Here is an 18,762-nt window from a genome sequence, read left to right as displayed (position 1 = left end):
ATTTTATCTATTAATTAACTAAACTATGGTACAAGTCAAGGTATGACCTGCAGGCTGTATCCCATGAGAAATCACACTCCATAGCTTGTTTTTGTAGATTTCTCCAAACATCAGGATGTTTTCTATACAAGTCCAATGCTGTTTGGAAACTCCAGTTAAGCCAGTATGGTGTTAAATTGTCAAAGCTAAATCCAGTACCGCTTCCTTCGATTGGATTAAAGGCTTTAACGGTATCTCGCAAGCCACCAACTTCATGGACCAATGGCAAGGTTCCGTAACGCATAGCCATCATCTGAGACAATCCACACGGTTCAAAACGACTCGGCATGAGGAAGAGGTCACAAGCAGCGTAGATTTCTTGAGCTAGTTTGACATCAAAAGTGATATTTGCTGATAGCTTGTCTGGGTAAATCTGAGCAAACCATGAGAAAGCTCCTTCAAAGGCTGGATCTCCAGTTCCCAAAAGAACAATCTGAACATCATTTTGCAAAATATGGTGAAGACTTTCGACCACCACATCAAAACCTTTTTGACGTGTCAAACGAGAAACAATTCCCACCAGAGGAACGTCAGATCTAACTGGCAAGCCAACTCTCTCTTGTAATTTCGCCTTATTTTGTGCTTTTCCGGACAAATCTTCCTGATTAAAATGATAATCTAAAAGGGCATCCGTCTGAGGATTATACAGGTCAGCATCAATCCCATTTACGATACCAGATACCTTACCAGACTCCATTCGAAGAATCTGATCCAAGTTACATCCAAATTGACTAGTCATAATTTCATGAGCATAGCTAGGCGAAACAGTTGAAACACGATCCGCATAGAGAATACCTGCCTTCATCCAGTTCAGACAGTTGTTCCAGCGAAGGGTACCATCCGCATAACGTTCAAAGCCCACTCCAAACAAATCCCATAACATTCCTTCTGAAAATTGTCCTTGGAATTCCAAATTGTGAATGGTTAAAACAGTTTTAATACCTTGATAGGCTTGAATCCAACGGTATTTTTCCTTCAACAAGAAAGGAATCATAGCTGTATGGTAGTCATGAACATGGAGAAGATCAGGAATAAAGTCAATCCTTTCCATAGCCTCAATGGCAGCCAGTTGGAAGAAAGCGAAGCGTTCCCCATCATCAAAATCACCGTAAACATGGCCTCGGAAGAAATAGTATTGGTTGTCAATAAAGTAGAAGGTTACACCGTTCAAGACGGTTTTCTTAATCCCACAGTACTGTCTGCGCCAACCAACACTCACCTCAAAATGAAGAACATCTTCAATTTGATTTCCAAATTTAGCCTCTACCATGTCATAGTAGGGTAAAATCACTGCAACTTCGTGCCCAGCTTTTACCAGTGATTTGGGAAGAGCGCCAATAACGTCTCCCAAACCACCTGTTTTTGAAAAGGGTGCACCCTCTGCTGCTACAAATAAAATTTTCATGAATGAATATCCTCTGTTACTTTGCTACCTTTCTTAACGACGACTGGATGTTCTGCAGTTCCACGGATCACAACTCCATCCGCAACTTCAACACCCTTGTCCAAGATAGCATATTCTACCTGAGCACCTTCTCCAATAACAACACGAGGGAATAAGATGCTATCTTTAACCAAGCTATCCTTATGGACATGAATATTACGTGATAAAACAGAATTAGCCACTTGACCTTCAATAATACTACCAGATGCAAACTGAGAAGTGCTTACCTTAGATGTATTAGCATAATAAGTTGGCTCTTCGTTTTTGACCTTTGTATAAATCTTTTGATTTGGTGAGAAGAGAGAGTAGAATTTTTGTGATTCAAGCATATCTTTGTTAGCTTGGTAATAAGACTCTACAGAATGAATATTTGCCAGATAACCTGTGTACTCGTAGGCAAAAGCCCCTTCTTTGGCCGCCAAATCCCGTAATACATAGCGCAACTTCTCTGGATGTTCTTTCTTAGCTTCTTCTTCTAAGCGTTCAATCAACCAAGGCGTATCTACGACAAAGATATCTGTGGACATATTGTAAACTTCATCTGTTGATTTGCTATCAAATAGTTTATGAGAACGAACATGGTCTGTTTCATCCACTTCCAAAATCGCATTTACTTCTGAAATGTCTTTCTTAGCTAGTTTTTTATAAACTACAGTGATAGGCCCTTTTGTTGTACTGTGTAGGTGGAATACTTGATTCAAATCAATGTTAATCAAAACATCACAGTTAAGTGAAACTGTTTGGTTTGAACCAGAACGCTTCAAATAAGTAAGAAGCTGATGATAGTATTCTTTTCCAACTGTACTACTTTCCACACGGGTATTGTAAATACCTAGATAATAATGGCTAAGAAGGGTTGACAAGCCCCACTCACGCCCAGAACGGATATGGTCAAAGACTGAGCTGATATTGTCTTGTTGGAAAATACCGAAAATACTACGCACACCAGCATTAGCAAGACTTGAAAGCGGGAAATCAATCAAACGATATTTACCACCAAATGGCAAACTAGCTACTGGACGGTGGTCGGTCAATGTTGACATATCATGAAAACCAACTGTGTTTCCTAAAATGGCAGAATATTTATCAATCTTCATCTGTTGCTACCCCCACTACTTCATCATATCCTACAACTTGTACTTCTTCTGTTCCATCAATTTCGACACCATCAGAAATAACTGCACCTTCACCAATAATGGCACGTTTGATTTTAGCTCCCTGACCAACAATTGCACCACTCATGATAACTGAATCTACTACTTCTGCCCCTTCGCGAACTTGCGCACCTGTTGAGAGGATAGAATGTTTAACAGTTCCATCTACGAAACAGCCATCAACAACCAAGGAATCTTCCACGTGAGCATTTGCCCCAAGGAAGTTTGGTGGTGAAATTAAGTTTCTTGAGTAAATCTTCCATTGACGGTTACGGCTATCCAAGGCATTTTCTGGAGAAATGTACTCCATGTTGGCTTCCCAAAGTGACTCAATCGTACCAACGTCTTTCCAGTAACCATTAAATTCGTAAGCATAGACACTTTCACCTGACTCAAGGTAATTTGGAATGACATTCTTACCAAAGTCTGACATATCGACATTGCTCTTTTCAGCAGCAACAAGCATATTGCGAAGACGTTGCCAATCAAAGATGTAAATACCCATAGAAGCCTTTGTAGATTTAGGTTGAGCTGGTTTTTCTTCAAATTCAACGATACGATTATTAGCATCTGTGTTCATGATACCAAAACGACTAGCTTCTTTAAGAGGGACATCTAAAACTGCTACTGTCAAGCTGGCATTATTATCCTTGTGAGACTGGAGCATATCATCATAATCCATTTTGTAGATATGGTCCCCAGACAGAATCAAGACATACTCAGGATTAACACTGTCGATATAGTCGATATTTTGGTAAATAGCGTGGCTAGTCCCCTCAAACCAACGATTTCCTTCACTTGCAGAATAAGGTTGAAGAATAGAGACACCAGAATTGATACCATCTAGTCCCCAGCTCGAACCATTCCCGATATGGTTGTTGAGAGCAAGTGGTTGGTACTGTGTAATGACTCCAACATTGTTGATGCCTGAGTTGGCACAGTTTGAAAGAGCAAAGTCAATGATACGGTAGCGCCCACCAAATTGCACAGCTGGTTTTGCGATGCTTTGAGTGAGTTTACCGAGACGAGTTCCTTGCCCACCAGCAAGAATCAAAGCTAACATTTCATTCTTCATTTTCTACTCCTTTTTGGTTTTTACTTGTGACGGTTTTAGTAGGTTTCAATCGACGTTTGATTTTCCAAACACTTGCTCCCATGGCCGGAAGGGTAAAGGTTAAAGTCTGCTCATAATCTTTCCATAGTCCTTCTTGCGTTTGAACAGTTTGATTATGTTCTTTCCAAACGCCTCCCCACTCTTCTAACTCAGTATTCCAGACCTCTTCATAAATCCCTGCGACAGGCAATCCGATTGTAAAATCTTTTCGTTCAACAGGTGCCATATTAAAGATACAGACTAACATATCATCCTTCTTACCCTTACGGATGAAGGAAAGAACACTCTGGTCTCTATTATCCGCATCGATGATTTCTATACCATCATAGCTGGTATCAATTTCCCACAGACAGCGGTGGTCTTTGTAAAACTGGTTTAGCTGAGACGTGAAATACTTCATCTTAGCATTCATTGGATCTTCTAGATTAGACCATTCCAACTGTTCTTCAGATTTCCATTCTAGAAATTGCCCATATTCACTACCCATGAAGAGCAATTTCTTACCCGGGTGACAAATTTGGTAAGTGTAGAGATTGCGCAAGCCTGCGAATTGATTGTAGCGATCTCCCCACATCTTGTGCATCATACTCTTCTTGCCATGAACCACTTCATCGTGTGAGAATGGTAGGAGATAATTCTCCTTGAAGACGTACATAAAGCTGAAAGTCACCAGGTTAAAGTCATATTTACGATAAATCGGATCTTCTTCATAGAAACGGAGGATATCATTCATCCAACCCATATTCCATTTGTAGTCAAAGCCAAGACCATCTGAATCCTTGGTGTCAGTAATCTGAGTAGCTGATGAACTTTCTTCTGCAATCATCATCACATCTGGATGTGCTTGTTTAATGACATCATTCAAACGTTTTAAGAAATAATAGCCTTCGTAGTTGAGATTGCCTCCATCTTTATTTGGCGTCCATGGAGCATTATCATAATCAAGATAGAGTATGTTACTCACTGCATCCACACGAATACCGTCCAAATGGTAAAAGTCAATCCAAAACTTAATGCTAGAAATCAAGAAAGACTGGACTTCATTCTTCCCAAGGTCAAAATTGAGAGCTCCCCAACCATAGTTATGGGCCTTATTATGATCTTGGTATTCAAAAGTTGATGTTCCATCATAATAAGCCAAGGCATCATCATTAATAGTGAAGTGACCAGGTACCCAGTCCACAATAACTCCAATATTGTTTAAGTGACATTCCTCAACAAAATCTTGAAATTCCTCAGGGCGACCATAGGCATGCTCTAAAGCAAAGTAACCCATAAGCTGGTAACCCCAACTCAAACCTAGTGGGTGAGACATCAAGGGCATAAACTCAATGTGAGTATAGTTCATCTCAACCAAGTAAGGAATGAGTTCATCTTTCAATTGAGCAAAACTATAAGGTGTGCCATCAGGATTTCTCTTCCAAGAGCCAGCATGAGCCTCGTAAATATTGACAGGACGCTCTTCAAAGCTCAATCGTTTTCTACGAGCTAGCCATAGGCCGTCCTTCCATTTTTTCTCTGGGATTTCTGTTAAAATAGCCCCAGTACCAGGTCGTGCCTCATACCGTACAGCCAAAGGATCAATCTTCATCAACTGATGACCATTTGCACGTGTAATATGATACTTATAAATTTGACCTTCATGAGCAAGGCTGGTAAAGACTTCCCAGACACCAAATTCATTTCGTTCCATTGGAATTTGATTTTCTACCCAATTGGTAAAATCTCCCACCAAGTGGACAGCCTGAGCGTTGGGAGCCCACACACGAAATGTATAACCGTACTCTCCATTTAGTTCTTCCCTATGTGCTCCTAAATAATGCTGAAGATGAAAATTTTCTCCTGTCATAAAGGTGCGCAAAGCTTCTCTTTTATCCATAATACCTCCCCTTTTTTGTAAGCGTTTTCTATAGATTTATTATACTACCTTTTTATGGAAGATTCAAGTAAATTACGAAATTTGCTAAAAATTCTTTTGAAAGTCTTCAACAAATTCACTGATGTGTTCACTTGTAAATCAAGAATTTTTCAGAAACGCTTTGAAAACGAATTGTTTTTTATAATACTATCATAAAGTTCGTTATTTAGCTAACAAAAATATAATTTTAAGTAAAAAAATAAATCAGGAAACGAATCTCCTGATTTTATTAACAGATAAAGCACCACAAATGAATTTAAATTGTAAATCTATTCTACAAAACTTTAAAGACGCTGGCACTGACGCCACCAACCATGTCTTTATCACTTAAATGGCTATTGGTCACTAACAGTTCTAGATTTCCAGCATTTTCAAACTGGAAGTCTTGCCCTTTAGTATTAAATACAACCAGTAAATGCTCTTCCCCTTGAATCTCATAGACAATCAAACCACTATGTTCGTTTGCTGAATGAACAAAAACATGATGGTAAATGTCATCATAAGTTGGGTAAGAAAAGGCGCTTGTTCCTGTCTTCAATCGAATCATCTGACGAATAAACTCAATACTGTCTTGACGCTCATTAATCAAGTCCCAGTTGACTTGATTCACGCTGTCAGGAGCGTTATAGCTATTCATAGCACGCTCTCTATCGTCATGGGTTAACTCGCCATTTTCACCAGTGGCAACTAGTTTAGTACGACCAAATTCTTGACCGATTTCCATAAATGCCATCCCCTGCATAAGTAGATTCATGGCTGTTGCAGTTTCGACCTTGCGCATGATTTGCTCTGAGCTTTGGTCTGGATGAAGGGTTGCCAACAAATCGTGAAGATTGTAATTGTCATGGGCTTCTACATAGTTAAGCACCTGATTTGGATGTATATAGGTTCCCAATTCACGACTTCCTAGGATTGCTTTGGCTAGGATTGGCTCTGTCGCAGCACCACTGACAAAACCTGACTTGATAGCACCATAAACTTCTCCACCTTTGACAGCATCACGCTGATTGTCATTAAAGAAACCAATATTTGGCATCTGGTAGGCATTGTCTTTCTTAGCCTTATCATAAGGTGCAAGACCTGTTCCCATATCCCAACCTTCTCCATAGAGGATAATGTTGGGGTCGATTTCATCCAAGCTCTGACGAATCATCTGCATGGTCTTGACATCATGAATCCCCATCAAGTCAAAACGGAAGCCGTCAATATTGTATTCCTGCACCCAGTATAGAAGAGAATCAATCATATACTTGCGGAACATTTCGTGTTCACTGGCTGTCTCATTTCCAACACCCGTTCCATTCTGGAAGGTACCGTCTGGATTCATACGATAATAGTAATCAGGGACAGTTGTTTGGAAAGGTGCATCAACAACTGAGAAAGTATGGTTATAAACCACATCCATAATGACACCAATACCCGCATCGTGATAGGCTTGAACCATGGTCTTCAAATCACGAATAACCTGAGCAGGATCCTCTGGATTGGTTGAAAGGCTCGTTTCTGGTGCGTTATAGTTTTGTGGGTCATAACCCCAGTTGTAGGTTACATTCCCATCTGCATCATACTCTTTATGACGATCTGCAATTGGTTGTAATTGAACATAATTGTAGCCCTGCTTCTTGATGTAATCAAAAGCAGTTGACTGACCGTACTGGTTAACCGTTCCAGTCTGGGCAGCACCCAAGAAAGTTCCTCTAAGATGTTCATCTACACCTGAGGTCGGAGATTTGGTCAAATCACGAATGTGCATTTCACAGATGACTGCCTTACATGGATTTGTCAAACGCCAAGTAGCCTCAGAACCGTGCTTGACCTCGAAATTTTCAACCTGCTTTTCATCATGACTCAGGATAGCTGAACGTTTGCCATCAGGACTGGTTGCAATCGTGTATGGGTCGCGTGTCAGTGTTTGGTGATGAGGGAATTGGACTTGATACTGATAAGCCTTACCAGTTAAATCTTCCTCAACATCCAAACTCCAGACACCGATTGTATTGTCTTTATGGTTATAAGAGTAGCTATTGCCTCTTTCCATCTCAAAAGTCTTCCAAACAGGAGAATCGTTAGCAGCAGATTCGTAAACGACAACCTGCACTTCTGTCGCTGTTGGAGCCCAAAGAGAAAAATGAGCCTGATTATCCTCTACACGGCACCCCAATTCCCCTTGGTAACCCCAATGATGGTCAAAACTAGCACTGTTAATGGCCTTATCAAAGGCAAAAGGATTTTGATTCTTATAGAAAGGACTGGCAATAGCAGGATTTTCAGAATAATAAATCCTATCATCCCCTTCCAAAATCCAGACTTCTGTTAAAAGAGGATAGTGATTAAAACGGATAGCATACTCTTTACTAGTTTGGCCTGTATGAACCACAAAATTCAAGCTTTCTAGGGCATGAGCACTTGGGTGTTCAAAACAAAATAAGGCGCCAAAATAATCTTCTTTGTAGGTCAGCAAATCAATTCGTTGATCCTGACTTTTTACAAAAGAGCAAGTATCGTATTCTCCATTCTTACGATGGTAATGAATGCGCATAGGGTAGTTAAACATTTTTTATTTTTCCTTTATATTTCTTAATTTATTTCTATTTGACTAATAAGTTCTAGACCGATTTTGTTCCGATTAACAAACATAGTCCTCTTATCTAAACTCTGCTTTTAAACGATCATTACAAACTTTCTAGCCAAGCTTCGTCTCGAACCTCGATACCAAGCTCTTGTGCTTTTTGCATTTTGCTTCCAGCATCTGCACCAGCCACGACGAGGTCGGTCTTTTTAGAAACGCTGCCTGTCACCTTGGCACCCAGACTTTCGAGTTTGCTTTTAGCTTCTGAGCGCTTGAGACGTTCCAATTTTCCTGTCAATACAACGGTCAAACCTGACAAGGCTGCATCTGCTACTACAGTCTGACCTTTATAGTCCAGATTGACCCCAGCTTCTTTCAATTCTCTTAGGAGAATTTCAGAGCCTTCTGTCGCAAAATAAGTCTGAAGACTCTTGGCAATCACACCACCTAGACTTTCAATACTAGCCACTTCCTCTGGATCTGCCTGAGCCAGATTTTCGATTGAATGGAAATGTTGGAGTAAGAGCTGACTGGCCTTACTTCCGACATGACGAATCCCCAAACCAAACAAGAGTTTTTCAGCAGAATTTTCCTTAGATGCTTGGATGGCTTGATACAGTTTAGAAGCAGACTTTTCCTTAACACCTTCTAAAAGGAGGAAATCTTCTTCTTTCAAACGGTAAATATCCGCCACATCCTTAACCAGATTAGCAGCAAATAGCTTCTCAACAATAGATGGACCAAGCCCTGTAATATTCATGGCATCACGAGAGGCAAAGTGAATCAAACCTTCCATGATTTGGGCAGGACAACGCGGATTGATACAACGCAGGGCCACTTCATCTTCGAAATGCAACAAGCCAGAGTCACAACTTGGGCAGTTTGTTGGAATATCTAGTTTCTCTTCAGAAATTCGTTTTGACTCTACTACACGTAAAACAGCAGGGATGATGTCCCCAGCCTTATAGACAATGACCGTGTCGTCCTTACGAATATCTTTTTCAGCAATATAATCCACATTGTGCAGAGTCGCACGGCTAACAGTTGTACCAGCAAGCTGAACAGGGGTTAAATTTGCAGTTGGAGTCACAACACCTGTACGGCCTACTGTCCAGTCAACCGACAGGAGTTGGGCTTCTTTTTCTTCAGCTGGAAATTTGTAGGCTACAGCCCACTTTGGAGCCTTAACAGTAAAGCCTAGTTCTTCTTGGTTTGCGAGGTCGTTGACCTTGATTACTACTCCATCAATATCGTAAGGCAGATTGTCCCGTTCCTGTCCTACTTCTTGAATAAAATCCCAGATTTCATCTATGTTTTCAGCCAAGATTCGCTTAGGATTGACCACAAAACCAAGCTGTTCTAGGTGCTTCAAAACCCTTTCTTGGCTATCACGAGTTGAAGGGCTGGCTTCTTGATAGAGAAAGGTAGCAAGATTGCGCTTAGCTACTACTGCTGTGTCCAGCTGACGTAGTGTGCCTGCTGCTGCATTACGAGGATTGGCAAATTCAGGCTCTCCATTTTCTTGGCGAGCTTGGTTGACCTGATCAAAAGAAGCACGTGGCATGTAACACTCCCCACGAACTGTGATATCTAGTTCTTCTGGCAAAGTTAAGGGAATGTCCTTAACGCGTTTAAGATTTTCTGTAATATTTTCACCAATAGAACCATCACCACGTGTTGCCCCAGCAACCAAAATCCCCTTTTCATAAGTCAGCGAGATAGACAAGCCATCGATTTTCAGCTCACAAATATAGGTCGGATGAGCCACTTCCTTACGAACACGCGCATCAAAAGCTTCAAGTTCCTCACGTGAAAAAGCATCCTGCAAACTATAAAGAGGATACTGATGACTGTATTTTTCAAAACCATCTAAGACTTTACCACCAACACGATGGGTCGGACTGTCTGCTAACACTTGATCTGGATAGGCAGTTTCTAACTCAACCAACTCTCGGTAAAGGCGATCATACTCACTGTCTGAAACCGAGGGATTATCGCTGGTATAGTACTCAGCCGCATAGCGATTGAGCAAGGCGACTAACTCATTCATTCTTTTATTCATAAAACCATTTTACCATAAATTAAGCCCTCCTCACAATGGAGAAGGGCAGAAAACTTAGAAATCTTACACCTGCTCTGATAATTCTTCCCATTCAAGCATGGCTTCTTCCTGACGATGGCTGATTTTGTCCAGCTCAGCCTGCAATTCCATGAGTTCGCCGGCATCGTTTGTTTCCAACATTTGTTCAGAAATGGCTTGGCTTTGACTTTCTAGCTCTTCAATTTCAGCTTCTAGACTTTCGATTTGTCGCATGAGTTTGCGAACTTCTTTTTGACTTTCTTTCTGGGCCTGATAGTCATTGACTGGACTTGATTCTTTTACTTGATTGTGAGTTGAATCTTCCTCAGCCTGAGTCATTTCTACTTCTGCTTTCTTCTCAACATAGTAGTCGTAATCTCCCAAGTAAAGAGTCGAACCCTTCTCAGACAATTCCAAAACATGAGTTGCCACACGATTGATAAAGTAACGGTCATGACTGACGAATAGAAGAGTTCCATCAAAGTCAATCAAGGCATTTTCTAGCACTTCCTTGCTATCAATATCCAAGTGGTTGGTTGGCTCATCCAGAATCAAGAAGTTATTGTTTTCCATAGACAATTTAGCCAAAAGCAAACGAGCTTTCTCGCCACCTGACAGCATGCCGACTGATTTTTTAACATCATCACCAGAGAAAAGGAAGGCACCTAGACGGTTACGGATTTCAACTTCTGGTGTCAGTTTAAAATCATTCCAGAGCTCATCTAATACAGTATTACTTGGTGTCAGCTTACTTTGGGTTTGGTCATAGTAACCCACCTCAACATTGGCACCAAAGCGCTTTTCACCTTTGATAAAAGGAATCTGGTCCACAATAGACTTGATAAAGGTTGACTTACCGATTCCATTTGGACCAACGATGGCAACAGCATTCATTTTACGGAGGTCTAGGTTAATAGGCTCTGACAATATTTCCCCATCATAGCCAATAGCCACATTTTCAACAGTCAATACAACATTACCCGACGTTTTTTCAGACTGGAAGGTCATATTGGCTGATTTCTTGCCAGCTTCAGGCTTGTCTAAACGCTCCATTTTTTCCAGTTGTTTACGACGGGATTGGGCACGTTTAGTCGTTGAAGCTCGGACTAGATTGCGGTTGACAAAGTCTTCCAGAGCAGCGATCTCCTTCTGCTGCTTTTCATAGTTTTTTGCTTCAGTAGCTAGCTTCTGCTCTTTCAACTCAACAAAACGAGAGTAATTCCCAACATAACGATCCAAAGAATGCTTGGTCAAATCTAGCGTAATTGTCGCAACCTTATCCAAGAAATAACGGTCGTGGCTGACAATAATAAGGGCACCGCTATAATTTACTAAGTAATTCTCTAGCCAGGCTATAGTTTCAATATCTAAGTGGTTAGTTGGCTCGTCCAAGACCAAGAGATTGGGCTTTTCAAGGAGCATTTTAGCAAGTGCCAAACGAGTATTTTGACCACCCGAAAGCTCAGCAATTTTCATCTGCCACATAGACTCGTCAAACTTGAATCCATTCAAAATCGCTCGAATATCAGCTTCATAAGTAAAGCCACCTGCTTGGCGAAAATTTTCAGATAAACGATCATAATCTGACATCAGTTTATTCAAATCCTCACCAGACTTTTCACCCATCTCTAACTCCATCTGACGCAGTTGTTTCTCCGTCCGACGTAAGTCATCAAAGACATGAAGCATTTCATCGTAGATGGTATTTTCAGACTCAAAACGGCTATCTTGGGCTAGGTAAGATAGAGAAATATCTTTTTTCTTATTGATTTCTCCGCTAGTTGGCTCCTCTTCTCCAACCAAAATCTTCAAAAGAGTAGACTTACCTGCTCCATTTTTCCCAACAAGGGCAATCCGATCTCGTTCATCAACCTGCAGGTTGATATTATCAAAAAGAACTTCTCCTGCAAAAGAACGTTCAATTTTATTAGCTTGTAAAATAATCATACAAGTAGTATAGCATGTTTCCCTAAGGCATTCAAGACTTGATAAACAGGCATATGGCACTACTTTTATGAAAATTATGCTACCGTTTTACTAAAATGCTAAAAAGTGCTATAATGTGAACGGTTAAAACAATTTACAAAAAGGAGAATTTTAATGTCTTACCAAGAAAATTACCAGAAATGGGTTGATTTTGCGGAGCTTCCTGACTACCTTCGTCAAGATTTGGAAAATATGGACGAAAAAACTAAGGAAGATGCCTTCTATACAAATCTTGAATTTGGTACTGCAGGTATGCGTGGCTTGATTGGTGCTGGTACAAACCGCATCAACATCTACGTTGTTCGCCAAGCTACTGAAGGTTTGGCTCGTTTGATTGAGTCAAAAGGTGGAAATGAAAAAGAACGTGGTGTCGCAATCGCCTACGATAGCCGTCACTTCTCACCAGAGTTTGCCTTTGAATCTGCAGCAGTTCTTGCTAAACACGGCATCAAATCTTACGTATTTGAAAGCCTTCGTCCAACTCCAGAACTATCATTTGCAGTTCGTCACCTCAACTGTTTTGCGGGTATCATGGTCACAGCCAGTCATAACCCTGCACCATTTAACGGATACAAGGTTTACGGTGAAGACGGTGGACAAATGCCTCCACACGACGCAGACGCTTTGACTACATATATCCGTGCAATCGAAAATCCATTTGCTGTAGAAGTTGCTGATGTGGAAGCTGAAAAAGCTTCTGGCTTGATTGAAGTTATCGGCGAAGCTGTCGATGTTGAATACCTCAAAGAAGTTAAGGACGTAAACATCAACCCAGCCTTGATTGAAGAATTCGGTAAAGACATGAAGATTGTCTATACACCACTTCATGGTACTGGTGAAATGTTGGCTCGTCGCGCTCTTGCCCAAGCAGGATTTGACTCTGTTCAAGTCGTTGAAGCGCAAGCAACTGCCGATCCTGACTTCTCAACTGTAAAATCTCCAAACCCAGAAAGCCAAGCAGCCTTTGCCCTTGCTGAAGAACTTGGTCGTCAAGTTGGTGCAGATGTTCTTGTGGCAACTGACCCAGACGCTGACCGTGTTGGTGTTGAAGTTCTTCAAAAAGATGGTAGCTACCTCAACCTTTCAGGTAACCAAATCGGTGCTATCATGGCTAAATACATCTTGGAAGCCCACAAAAACGCTGGAACTCTTCCAGAAAACGCAGCCCTCTGCAAATCTATCGTATCAACTGACTTGGTAACGAAGATTGCTGAAAGCTACGGCGCAACCATGTTCAACGTTTTGACAGGTTTCAAATTTATCGCTGAAAAAATCCAAGAATTCGAAGAAAAACACAATCACACATACATGATGGGATTTGAAGAAAGCTTCGGTTACTTGATTAAACCTTTCGTACGTGATAAAGACGCTATTCAAGCCGTTCTTGTCGTTGCTGAACTTGCTGCCTACTACCGTTCTCGTGGTTTGACACTTGCTGACGGTATCGAAGAAATCTACAAAGAATACGGCTACTACGCAGAAAAAACTATCTCTGTTACCCTTTCAGGTGTTGATGGTGCTGAACAAATCAAAGCAATTATGGCTAAATTCCGTAACAATGCTCCAAAAGAATGGAACACAACAGCTATCACTGTTGTAGAAGACTTCAAGGCTCAAACTGCTACTGCTGCTGACGGAACTGTTACAAACTTGACAACTCCTCCAAGTGATGTATTGAAATACACACTTGCTGACGGTTCATGGATTGCAGTTCGTCCTTCAGGTACAGAACCAAAAATCAAGTTCTACATTGCAGTTGTAGGTGAAACCAACGAAGAATCACAAGCTAAAATTGCGAACATCGAAGCAGAAATCAATGCTTTTGTAAAATAAAATCCTATAAAAGATGAGACAAACCAATCTCATCTTTTTTTCGTATCAAATCTAAGCAATTTTAGAAACTTTATGGCATACTAGACTTATCAATGAAAGCGAGGTAATCTCATGGAACAATTTTTAGATAATATCAAAGACCTTGAAGTGACTACAGTTGCACGTGCACAAGAAGCTCTTGATAAGAAAGAAACTGCAACCTTCTTTATCGGTCGTAAAACTTGCCCTTACTGCCGTAAATTTGCAGGTACATTGGCTGGTGTCGTAGCTGAAACCAAAGCTCATATCTACTTCATCAATAGTGAAGAACCAAGCCAACTCAGTGAGTTGCAAGCATTCCGCTCACGCTACGGAATCCCAACTGTACCAGGCTTTGTTCACATTTCAGATGGACAAATCAATGTCCGTTGCGACTCTTCAATGTCAGCACAAGAAATCAAAGAATTTGCAGGATTGTAAAATATATTAAAAAGAAGGCACTCGCCTTCTTTTTATATATCTGTCAATGGTGTTGCGGTATCTGGTGAGGTATCATAAACCTTAAAGTCTACTCCTACACCTAAATCAGCTTGGGCTAGCTGGTTGACCATGGTCATGTGAGCCAGCTCCTTGATATTGTTTTCCTTAGACAAGTGACCAAGATAGATTTTCTTAGTGCGATTTCCTAGGGTCCGAATCATAGCTTCAGCACCGTCCTCGTTAGAAAGGTGACCGAGATCCGATAGGATTCGTTGTTTGAGTCGCCAAGCGTAAGAACCTGCTCGCAAAATCTCTACATCATGGTTGGACTCGATAAGATAACCATCTGCATTCTCGACAATTCCTGCCATACGGTCACTAACATAACCTGTATCTGTCAAAAGGACAAAACTCTTGTCATCCTTCATAAAGCGATAGAACTGCGGTGCAACCGCATCGTGGCTAACACCAAAACTCTCGATGTCGATATCTCCAAAGGTTTTGGTTTTACCCATTTCAAAGATATGCTTTTGCGAACAATCCACCTTTCCAAGGTACTTGCTATTTTCCATTGCTTGCCAGGTCTTTTCATTGGCATACAAATCCATACCATACTTGCGAGCCAAAACTCCCACTCCGTGGATATGGTCTGAATGCTCATGTGTAATCAAGATGGCATCCAAATCTTCTGGCTTACGATTAATTTCAGCAAGTAAGCTGGTGATTTTCTTACCAGACAAGCCTGCATCTACTAAAAGCTTCTTTTTTGGGGTTTCCAGATAAAAGGAATTTCCACTGGAACCCGACGCTAAAATACTGTATTTAAAGCCTATTTCACTCATTCTATTCTTCTATTTCGTCCTCCCAGACTTCTTCTTTCACTGCATCCTTATCATAAGGGAGCACAATGGTAAAGGTTGATCCCTTACCATATTCACTCTTGGCCCAAATAAAGCCCTTATGTTGTTTGATAATCTCTTTAGCGATAGCTAGTCCTAAACCTGTACCACCTTGGGCACGACTTCTAGCACGATCCACACGATAAAAACGGTCAAAGATACGTGGTAAATCCTGCTTTGGAATACCCAAACCTTGGTCTGAGATGGATAAAATCATCTGATCATCAGTCGTCTTCATGGTCACTGTGATTTTCCCACCATCAGGCGAATACTTAATAGCATTGTTGAGAATATTATCAATCACCTGTGTCATTTTATCTGTATCAATTTCAATCCAGACAGAGGTAATCGGATAATCTCTCACCAATTCGTATTTCTTCTCCTCATCTGGTCCTCTCATCTTATCAAAACGGTTAAGAATAAAGGTAATAAAGGCAGTAAAATTAATCAGTTCGACATCTAGATGACTGGTTGCATTATCAATACGTGAAAGATGGAGAAGATCTGTCACCATTCGCATCATACGGTTAGTTTCATCAAGAGATACCTTGATAAAGTCTGGTGCGACAGGTTCTGACAAGGCTCCCTCATCCAAGGCTTCAAGATAGGATTTAACACTAGTCAGTGGCGTCCGTAGCTCATGACTAACGTTGGAAACAAAGAGTCTCCGTTCGCGCTCCTCCTTCTCCTGCTCCGTCGTATCGTGTAAAACAGCAACCAAACCAGAAATAAAGCCAGACTCACGACGAACCAAGGCAAAACGTACACGAAGGCTCAGATATTCACCATTGTCATCCTGAGAATCAATCATAAGCTCAGGAACTTGGGTAATCAAATCACGAAGTTCATACTCATCTTCAATCTTAAGCAATTCTAGAATACTTTTATTGAGAACCTCTTCTTTCTGAACACCTAGCTGTTTCTTAGCCATGTCATTAATCATAGTAATCTTGCCACGACGATTGGTCGCAAGAACTCCGTCTGTCATGTATGAGAGGATACTATTCAATCGTTTACTCTCTTGTTCCAGATTTTCTTGAGTCAAGCGAATTACTTCTGATAAATCATTGAGATTATTGGTAATATTAGTGATCTCAGAGCTTCCCTGCATATCCAATACCTGAGAATAATCTCCTGCAATCAAGTCTTTAACTTTTTGATTAATTTGCTTCAACCGAATATTATCTCGCCGATTTTCTAGCAAAAGCAAGGTAACAATCAAGATAAAACCCAATAAAATTAAAATGAAGATAAAATCACTAGTAAGAATATTTTTTCTAATCAATTCAATCATTATTTCTCATATAATAACCAACACCACGACGTGTTAGGATATATTCTGGACGACTAGGTGTATCTTCAATCTTCTCACGCAAACGTCTGATAGTTACGTCAACAGTTCGAACATCTCCGAAATAATCATAACCCCAGACCGTTTCAAGCAAGTGTTCACGTGTAATCACTTGACCAATATGAGAAGCCAAGTGGTACAAGAGCTCAAATTCACGGTGGGTCAAGTCTAGTTCTTCACCATATTTTTTAGCTACATAAGCATCTGGCACAATCTCCAAATCCCCAATTTGCAAGGGTTGGGCTTTCTTTTCATCTGACTCTTGATTATCTACAGAAACCAAGTCCGTGCGACGGAGAAGAGCTTTAACACGCGCCTGCAACTCACGATTTGAGAAGGGTTTGGTTACATAGTCATCCGCCCCAAGCTCTAAACCGATAACCTTATCAAATTCGCTATCTTTAGCCGAAAGCATGATAATAGGCACACTACTAGTCTTGCGAATGGTCTTAGCAACTTCTAAACCATCGATTTCTGGAAGCATCAAATCCAGAATAATAATATCTGGTTGCTCTGCTTCATATTGCTCTAGCGCTTCACGACCGTTAAAAGCAGTTACAACCTCGTAACCTTCCTTGGTCATGTTAAACTTGATAATATCCGAGATTGGTTTTTCATCATCTACAATTAATATTTTTTTCATTTGTTCACCTTTTTCTCTACCATTATACCAAAAAAATAACAAGAAGACACAATAGCTAGTCTTTGCTACTGTCTAAGTTGGCTTTTGCATACGCCTGCCAGATTTTTTGTTGGGGTTTAGCAAGTGGAACATCCTTGAATTCTTCTGGTGAAAGCCAGCGAACTTCCCTATCTGAAAAAACATGGAAATCACTCACTTGACCTGCTACAATTTGAACATGCCACTTGCGGTGACTAAAGATATGCTTGACAGTGTCAAAATAAATATCAAGCCAATCAACTTCTAAGTCATAGTCCTGCTGAAAACTCTCTTCTGGACTGGGGCCAAAGTTCACACTTTCTTCTGCAACCTGATGAAAGAGGTCAAACTGCTCTTCTTGCGAAAAGTTATCTACTTCTATCAAGGGGAAATGCCAAAAACCTGCCAAGAGCTTTTCACTTTCATTCTTTTCAAGTAAAAATTCTCCCTGAGTATTTTTGACCACCAAGGTTTTAAGATAAATTGGGACAGGCTTTTTCTTAGGAGCCTTGATTGGATAACGGTCCATTGTTCCATTCTGATATGCCGCACTGAAGTCCTTAACCGGACTTTCTTCTGGCCTAGGATTTACAGGCGCCTCAATATCAGATCCTAAGTCCATCAAAGCTTGATTAAAATCACCCGGACGTTCTGGGTCAATCAAGATTTCCATCATTGCCTGAAAAATTTTGCGATTGCTAGGAACTCCGATATCATGATTAACTTCAAATAGACGCGCCAAAACACGCATGACATTACCATCTACAGCTGGTTCAGGCAAGTTAAAAGCAATACTGGAAATGGCTCCTGCTGTGTAAGGACCAATCCCTTTCAAACTGGAAATTCCTTCATAGGTGTTTGGAAATTGGCCACCAAAGTCAGTCATAATCTGCTGGGCTGCAGCCTGCATATTACGAACTCGAGAATAGTAACCCAAACCTTCCCAAGCCTTCAACAAACGCTCTTCAGGCGCATTCGCCAAACTTTCAACTGTTGGAAACCAGTCCAAGAATCGTTCGTAATAAGGAATAACCGTATCTACCCTAGTCTGCTGGAGCATAATTTCAGACACCCAGATATGATAAGGATTTTTACTTCTACGCCATGGTAAATCTCTTTTGTTTTCATCATACCAAGTGAGAAGTTTCTCACGAAAAGAAATGATTTTCTCCTCCGGCCACATGACAATTCCGTATTCTTTCAAATCTAACATAACTCTAGTATAACACAGAAGATTCTAACTGTCCTTTTCCTA

General features: G+C 40.8%; 13 protein-coding genes. 2 read left to right on the top strand and 11 right to left on the bottom strand.

The genetic code is table 11. The annotated features are described in order from the left end of the window. Positions 1-10: 10 nt before the first annotated feature. The 7 genes from glgA to ABKJ27_RS04030 all read right to left on the bottom strand — a co-directional run bounded on the left by glgA (position 11) and on the right by ABKJ27_RS04030 (position 12,265). Positions 11-1,444, bottom strand: a complete 1,434-nt coding sequence (gene glgA / locus ABKJ27_RS04060; protein ID WP_410012099.1) for a glycogen synthase GlgA — start codon at positions 1,442-1,444, stop codon at positions 11-13. Further along, the gene (glgD, locus tag ABKJ27_RS04055) at positions 1,441-2,580 is read right to left on the bottom strand and encodes a glucose-1-phosphate adenylyltransferase subunit GlgD (protein ID WP_033685141.1); all 1,140 of its coding nucleotides are present in this window, start codon (positions 2,578-2,580) and stop codon (positions 1,441-1,443) included. Before glgD ends, glgA begins: the two co-directional genes overlap by 4 nt. Further along, complete coding sequence (locus ABKJ27_RS04050) at positions 2,570-3,712, bottom strand: glucose-1-phosphate adenylyltransferase (RefSeq protein WP_020902830.1); 1,143 nt, start codon at positions 3,710-3,712, stop codon at positions 2,570-2,572. The genes glgD and ABKJ27_RS04050 overlap by 11 nt, the downstream gene beginning before the upstream one ends. Beyond that, a complete protein-coding gene (gene glgB, locus ABKJ27_RS04045; protein ID WP_410012098.1) occupies positions 3,702-5,630 on the bottom strand; it encodes a 1,4-alpha-glucan branching protein GlgB in 1,929 nt (642 codons plus the stop codon). The genes ABKJ27_RS04050 and glgB overlap by 11 nt, the downstream gene beginning before the upstream one ends. 313 nt (positions 5,631-5,943) lie before the next feature. Further along, positions 5,944-8,223 carry a type I pullulanase gene (gene pulA / locus ABKJ27_RS04040; protein ID WP_410012097.1) on the bottom strand — a complete coding sequence of 760 codons (2,280 nt, stop codon included), beginning with the start codon at positions 8,221-8,223 and terminating at the stop codon, positions 5,944-5,946. Positions 8,224-8,341: 118 nt separating this feature from the next. After that, positions 8,342-10,300, bottom strand: a complete 1,959-nt coding sequence (gene ligA, locus ABKJ27_RS04035) for an NAD-dependent DNA ligase LigA (RefSeq protein WP_410012096.1) — start codon at positions 10,298-10,300, stop codon at positions 8,342-8,344. Positions 10,301-10,363: 63 nt separating this feature from the next. Beyond that, positions 10,364-12,265, bottom strand: a complete 1,902-nt coding sequence (locus tag ABKJ27_RS04030) for an ATP-binding cassette domain-containing protein (protein ID WP_410012095.1) — start codon at positions 12,263-12,265, stop codon at positions 10,364-10,366. 153 nt (positions 12,266-12,418) lie between these two features. Between ABKJ27_RS04030 and ABKJ27_RS04025 the strand changes: the two genes are divergently transcribed. Together ABKJ27_RS04025 and ABKJ27_RS04020 are read left to right on the top strand one after the other, a co-directional pair. Then, a complete protein-coding gene (locus ABKJ27_RS04025; protein ID WP_004254235.1) occupies positions 12,419-14,137 on the top strand; it encodes a phospho-sugar mutase in 1,719 nt (572 codons plus the stop codon). A 111-nt stretch (positions 14,138-14,248) separates the two neighbouring features. After that, a complete protein-coding gene (locus tag ABKJ27_RS04020) occupies positions 14,249-14,596 on the top strand; it encodes a thioredoxin (protein ID WP_410012094.1) in 348 nt (115 codons plus the stop codon). Positions 14,597-14,628: 32 nt separating this feature from the next. On the opposite strand, the gene ABKJ27_RS04015 is transcribed toward ABKJ27_RS04020, so the two are convergent. Genes ABKJ27_RS04015 through mutY form a run of 4 tightly spaced genes read right to left on the bottom strand, consistent with a single transcriptional unit; the run spans position 14,629 to position 18,720 of the window. After that, entirely contained in the window at positions 14,629-15,438 is an 810-nt protein-coding gene (locus tag ABKJ27_RS04015; protein ID WP_410012093.1) for an MBL fold metallo-hydrolase, read from the bottom strand. 1 nt (position 15,439) lies between these two features. After that, entirely contained in the window at positions 15,440-16,789 is a 1,350-nt protein-coding gene (vicK, locus tag ABKJ27_RS04010; RefSeq protein ID WP_410012092.1) for a cell wall metabolism sensor histidine kinase VicK, read from the bottom strand. Continuing rightward, positions 16,782-17,489: a response regulator YycF gene (yycF, locus tag ABKJ27_RS04005; protein ID WP_020901406.1), complete on the bottom strand. Its 708-nt coding sequence runs from the start codon at positions 17,487-17,489 to the stop codon at positions 16,782-16,784. The genes vicK and yycF overlap by 8 nt, the downstream gene beginning before the upstream one ends. Before the next feature lie 55 nt (positions 17,490-17,544). After that, positions 17,545-18,720 (bottom strand): A/G-specific adenine glycosylase, encoded by a 1,176-nt coding sequence (gene mutY / locus ABKJ27_RS04000; protein ID WP_261031207.1) that lies wholly within the window; start codon positions 18,718-18,720, stop codon positions 17,545-17,547. Positions 18,721-18,762 lie beyond the last annotated feature (42 nt).

Source organism: Streptococcus sp. KHUD_011 (assembly GCF_046352925.1).
Taxonomy (GTDB): domain Bacteria; phylum Bacillota; class Bacilli; order Lactobacillales; family Streptococcaceae; genus Streptococcus.
This window is presented reverse-complemented; position numbering and strand designations above follow the sequence as displayed.

Coding starts and splice junctions, on each gene's coding strand:
- glgA (WP_410012099.1), bottom strand. CDS start 1,444: ATGAAAATTTTATTTGTAGCAGCAGAGGGTGCACCCTTTTCAAAAACA.
- glgD (WP_033685141.1), bottom strand. CDS start 2,580: ATGAAGATTGATAAATATTCTGCCATTTTAGGAAACACAGTTGGTTTT.
- ABKJ27_RS04050 (WP_020902830.1), bottom strand. CDS start 3,712: ATGAAGAATGAAATGTTAGCTTTGATTCTTGCTGGTGGGCAAGGAACT.
- glgB (WP_410012098.1), bottom strand. CDS start 5,630: ATGGATAAAAGAGAAGCTTTGCGCACCTTTATGACAGGAGAAAATTTT.
- pulA (WP_410012097.1), bottom strand. CDS start 8,223: ATGTTTAACTACCCTATGCGCATTCATTACCATCGTAAGAATGGAGAA.
- ligA (WP_410012096.1), bottom strand. CDS start 10,300: ATGAATAAAAGAATGAATGAGTTAGTCGCCTTGCTCAATCGCTATGCG.
- ABKJ27_RS04030 (WP_410012095.1), bottom strand. CDS start 12,265: ATGATTATTTTACAAGCTAATAAAATTGAACGTTCTTTTGCAGGAGAA.
- ABKJ27_RS04025 (WP_004254235.1), top strand. CDS start 12,419: ATGTCTTACCAAGAAAATTACCAGAAATGGGTTGATTTTGCGGAGCTT.
- ABKJ27_RS04020 (WP_410012094.1), top strand. CDS start 14,249: ATGGAACAATTTTTAGATAATATCAAAGACCTTGAAGTGACTACAGTT.
- ABKJ27_RS04015 (WP_410012093.1), bottom strand. CDS start 15,438: ATGAGTGAAATAGGCTTTAAATACAGTATTTTAGCGTCGGGTTCCAGT.
- vicK (WP_410012092.1), bottom strand. CDS start 16,789: ATGATTGAATTGATTAGAAAAAATATTCTTACTAGTGATTTTATCTTC.
- yycF (WP_020901406.1), bottom strand. CDS start 17,489: ATGAAAAAAATATTAATTGTAGATGATGAAAAACCAATCTCGGATATT.
- mutY (WP_261031207.1), bottom strand. CDS start 18,720: ATGTTAGATTTGAAAGAATACGGAATTGTCATGTGGCCGGAGGAGAAA.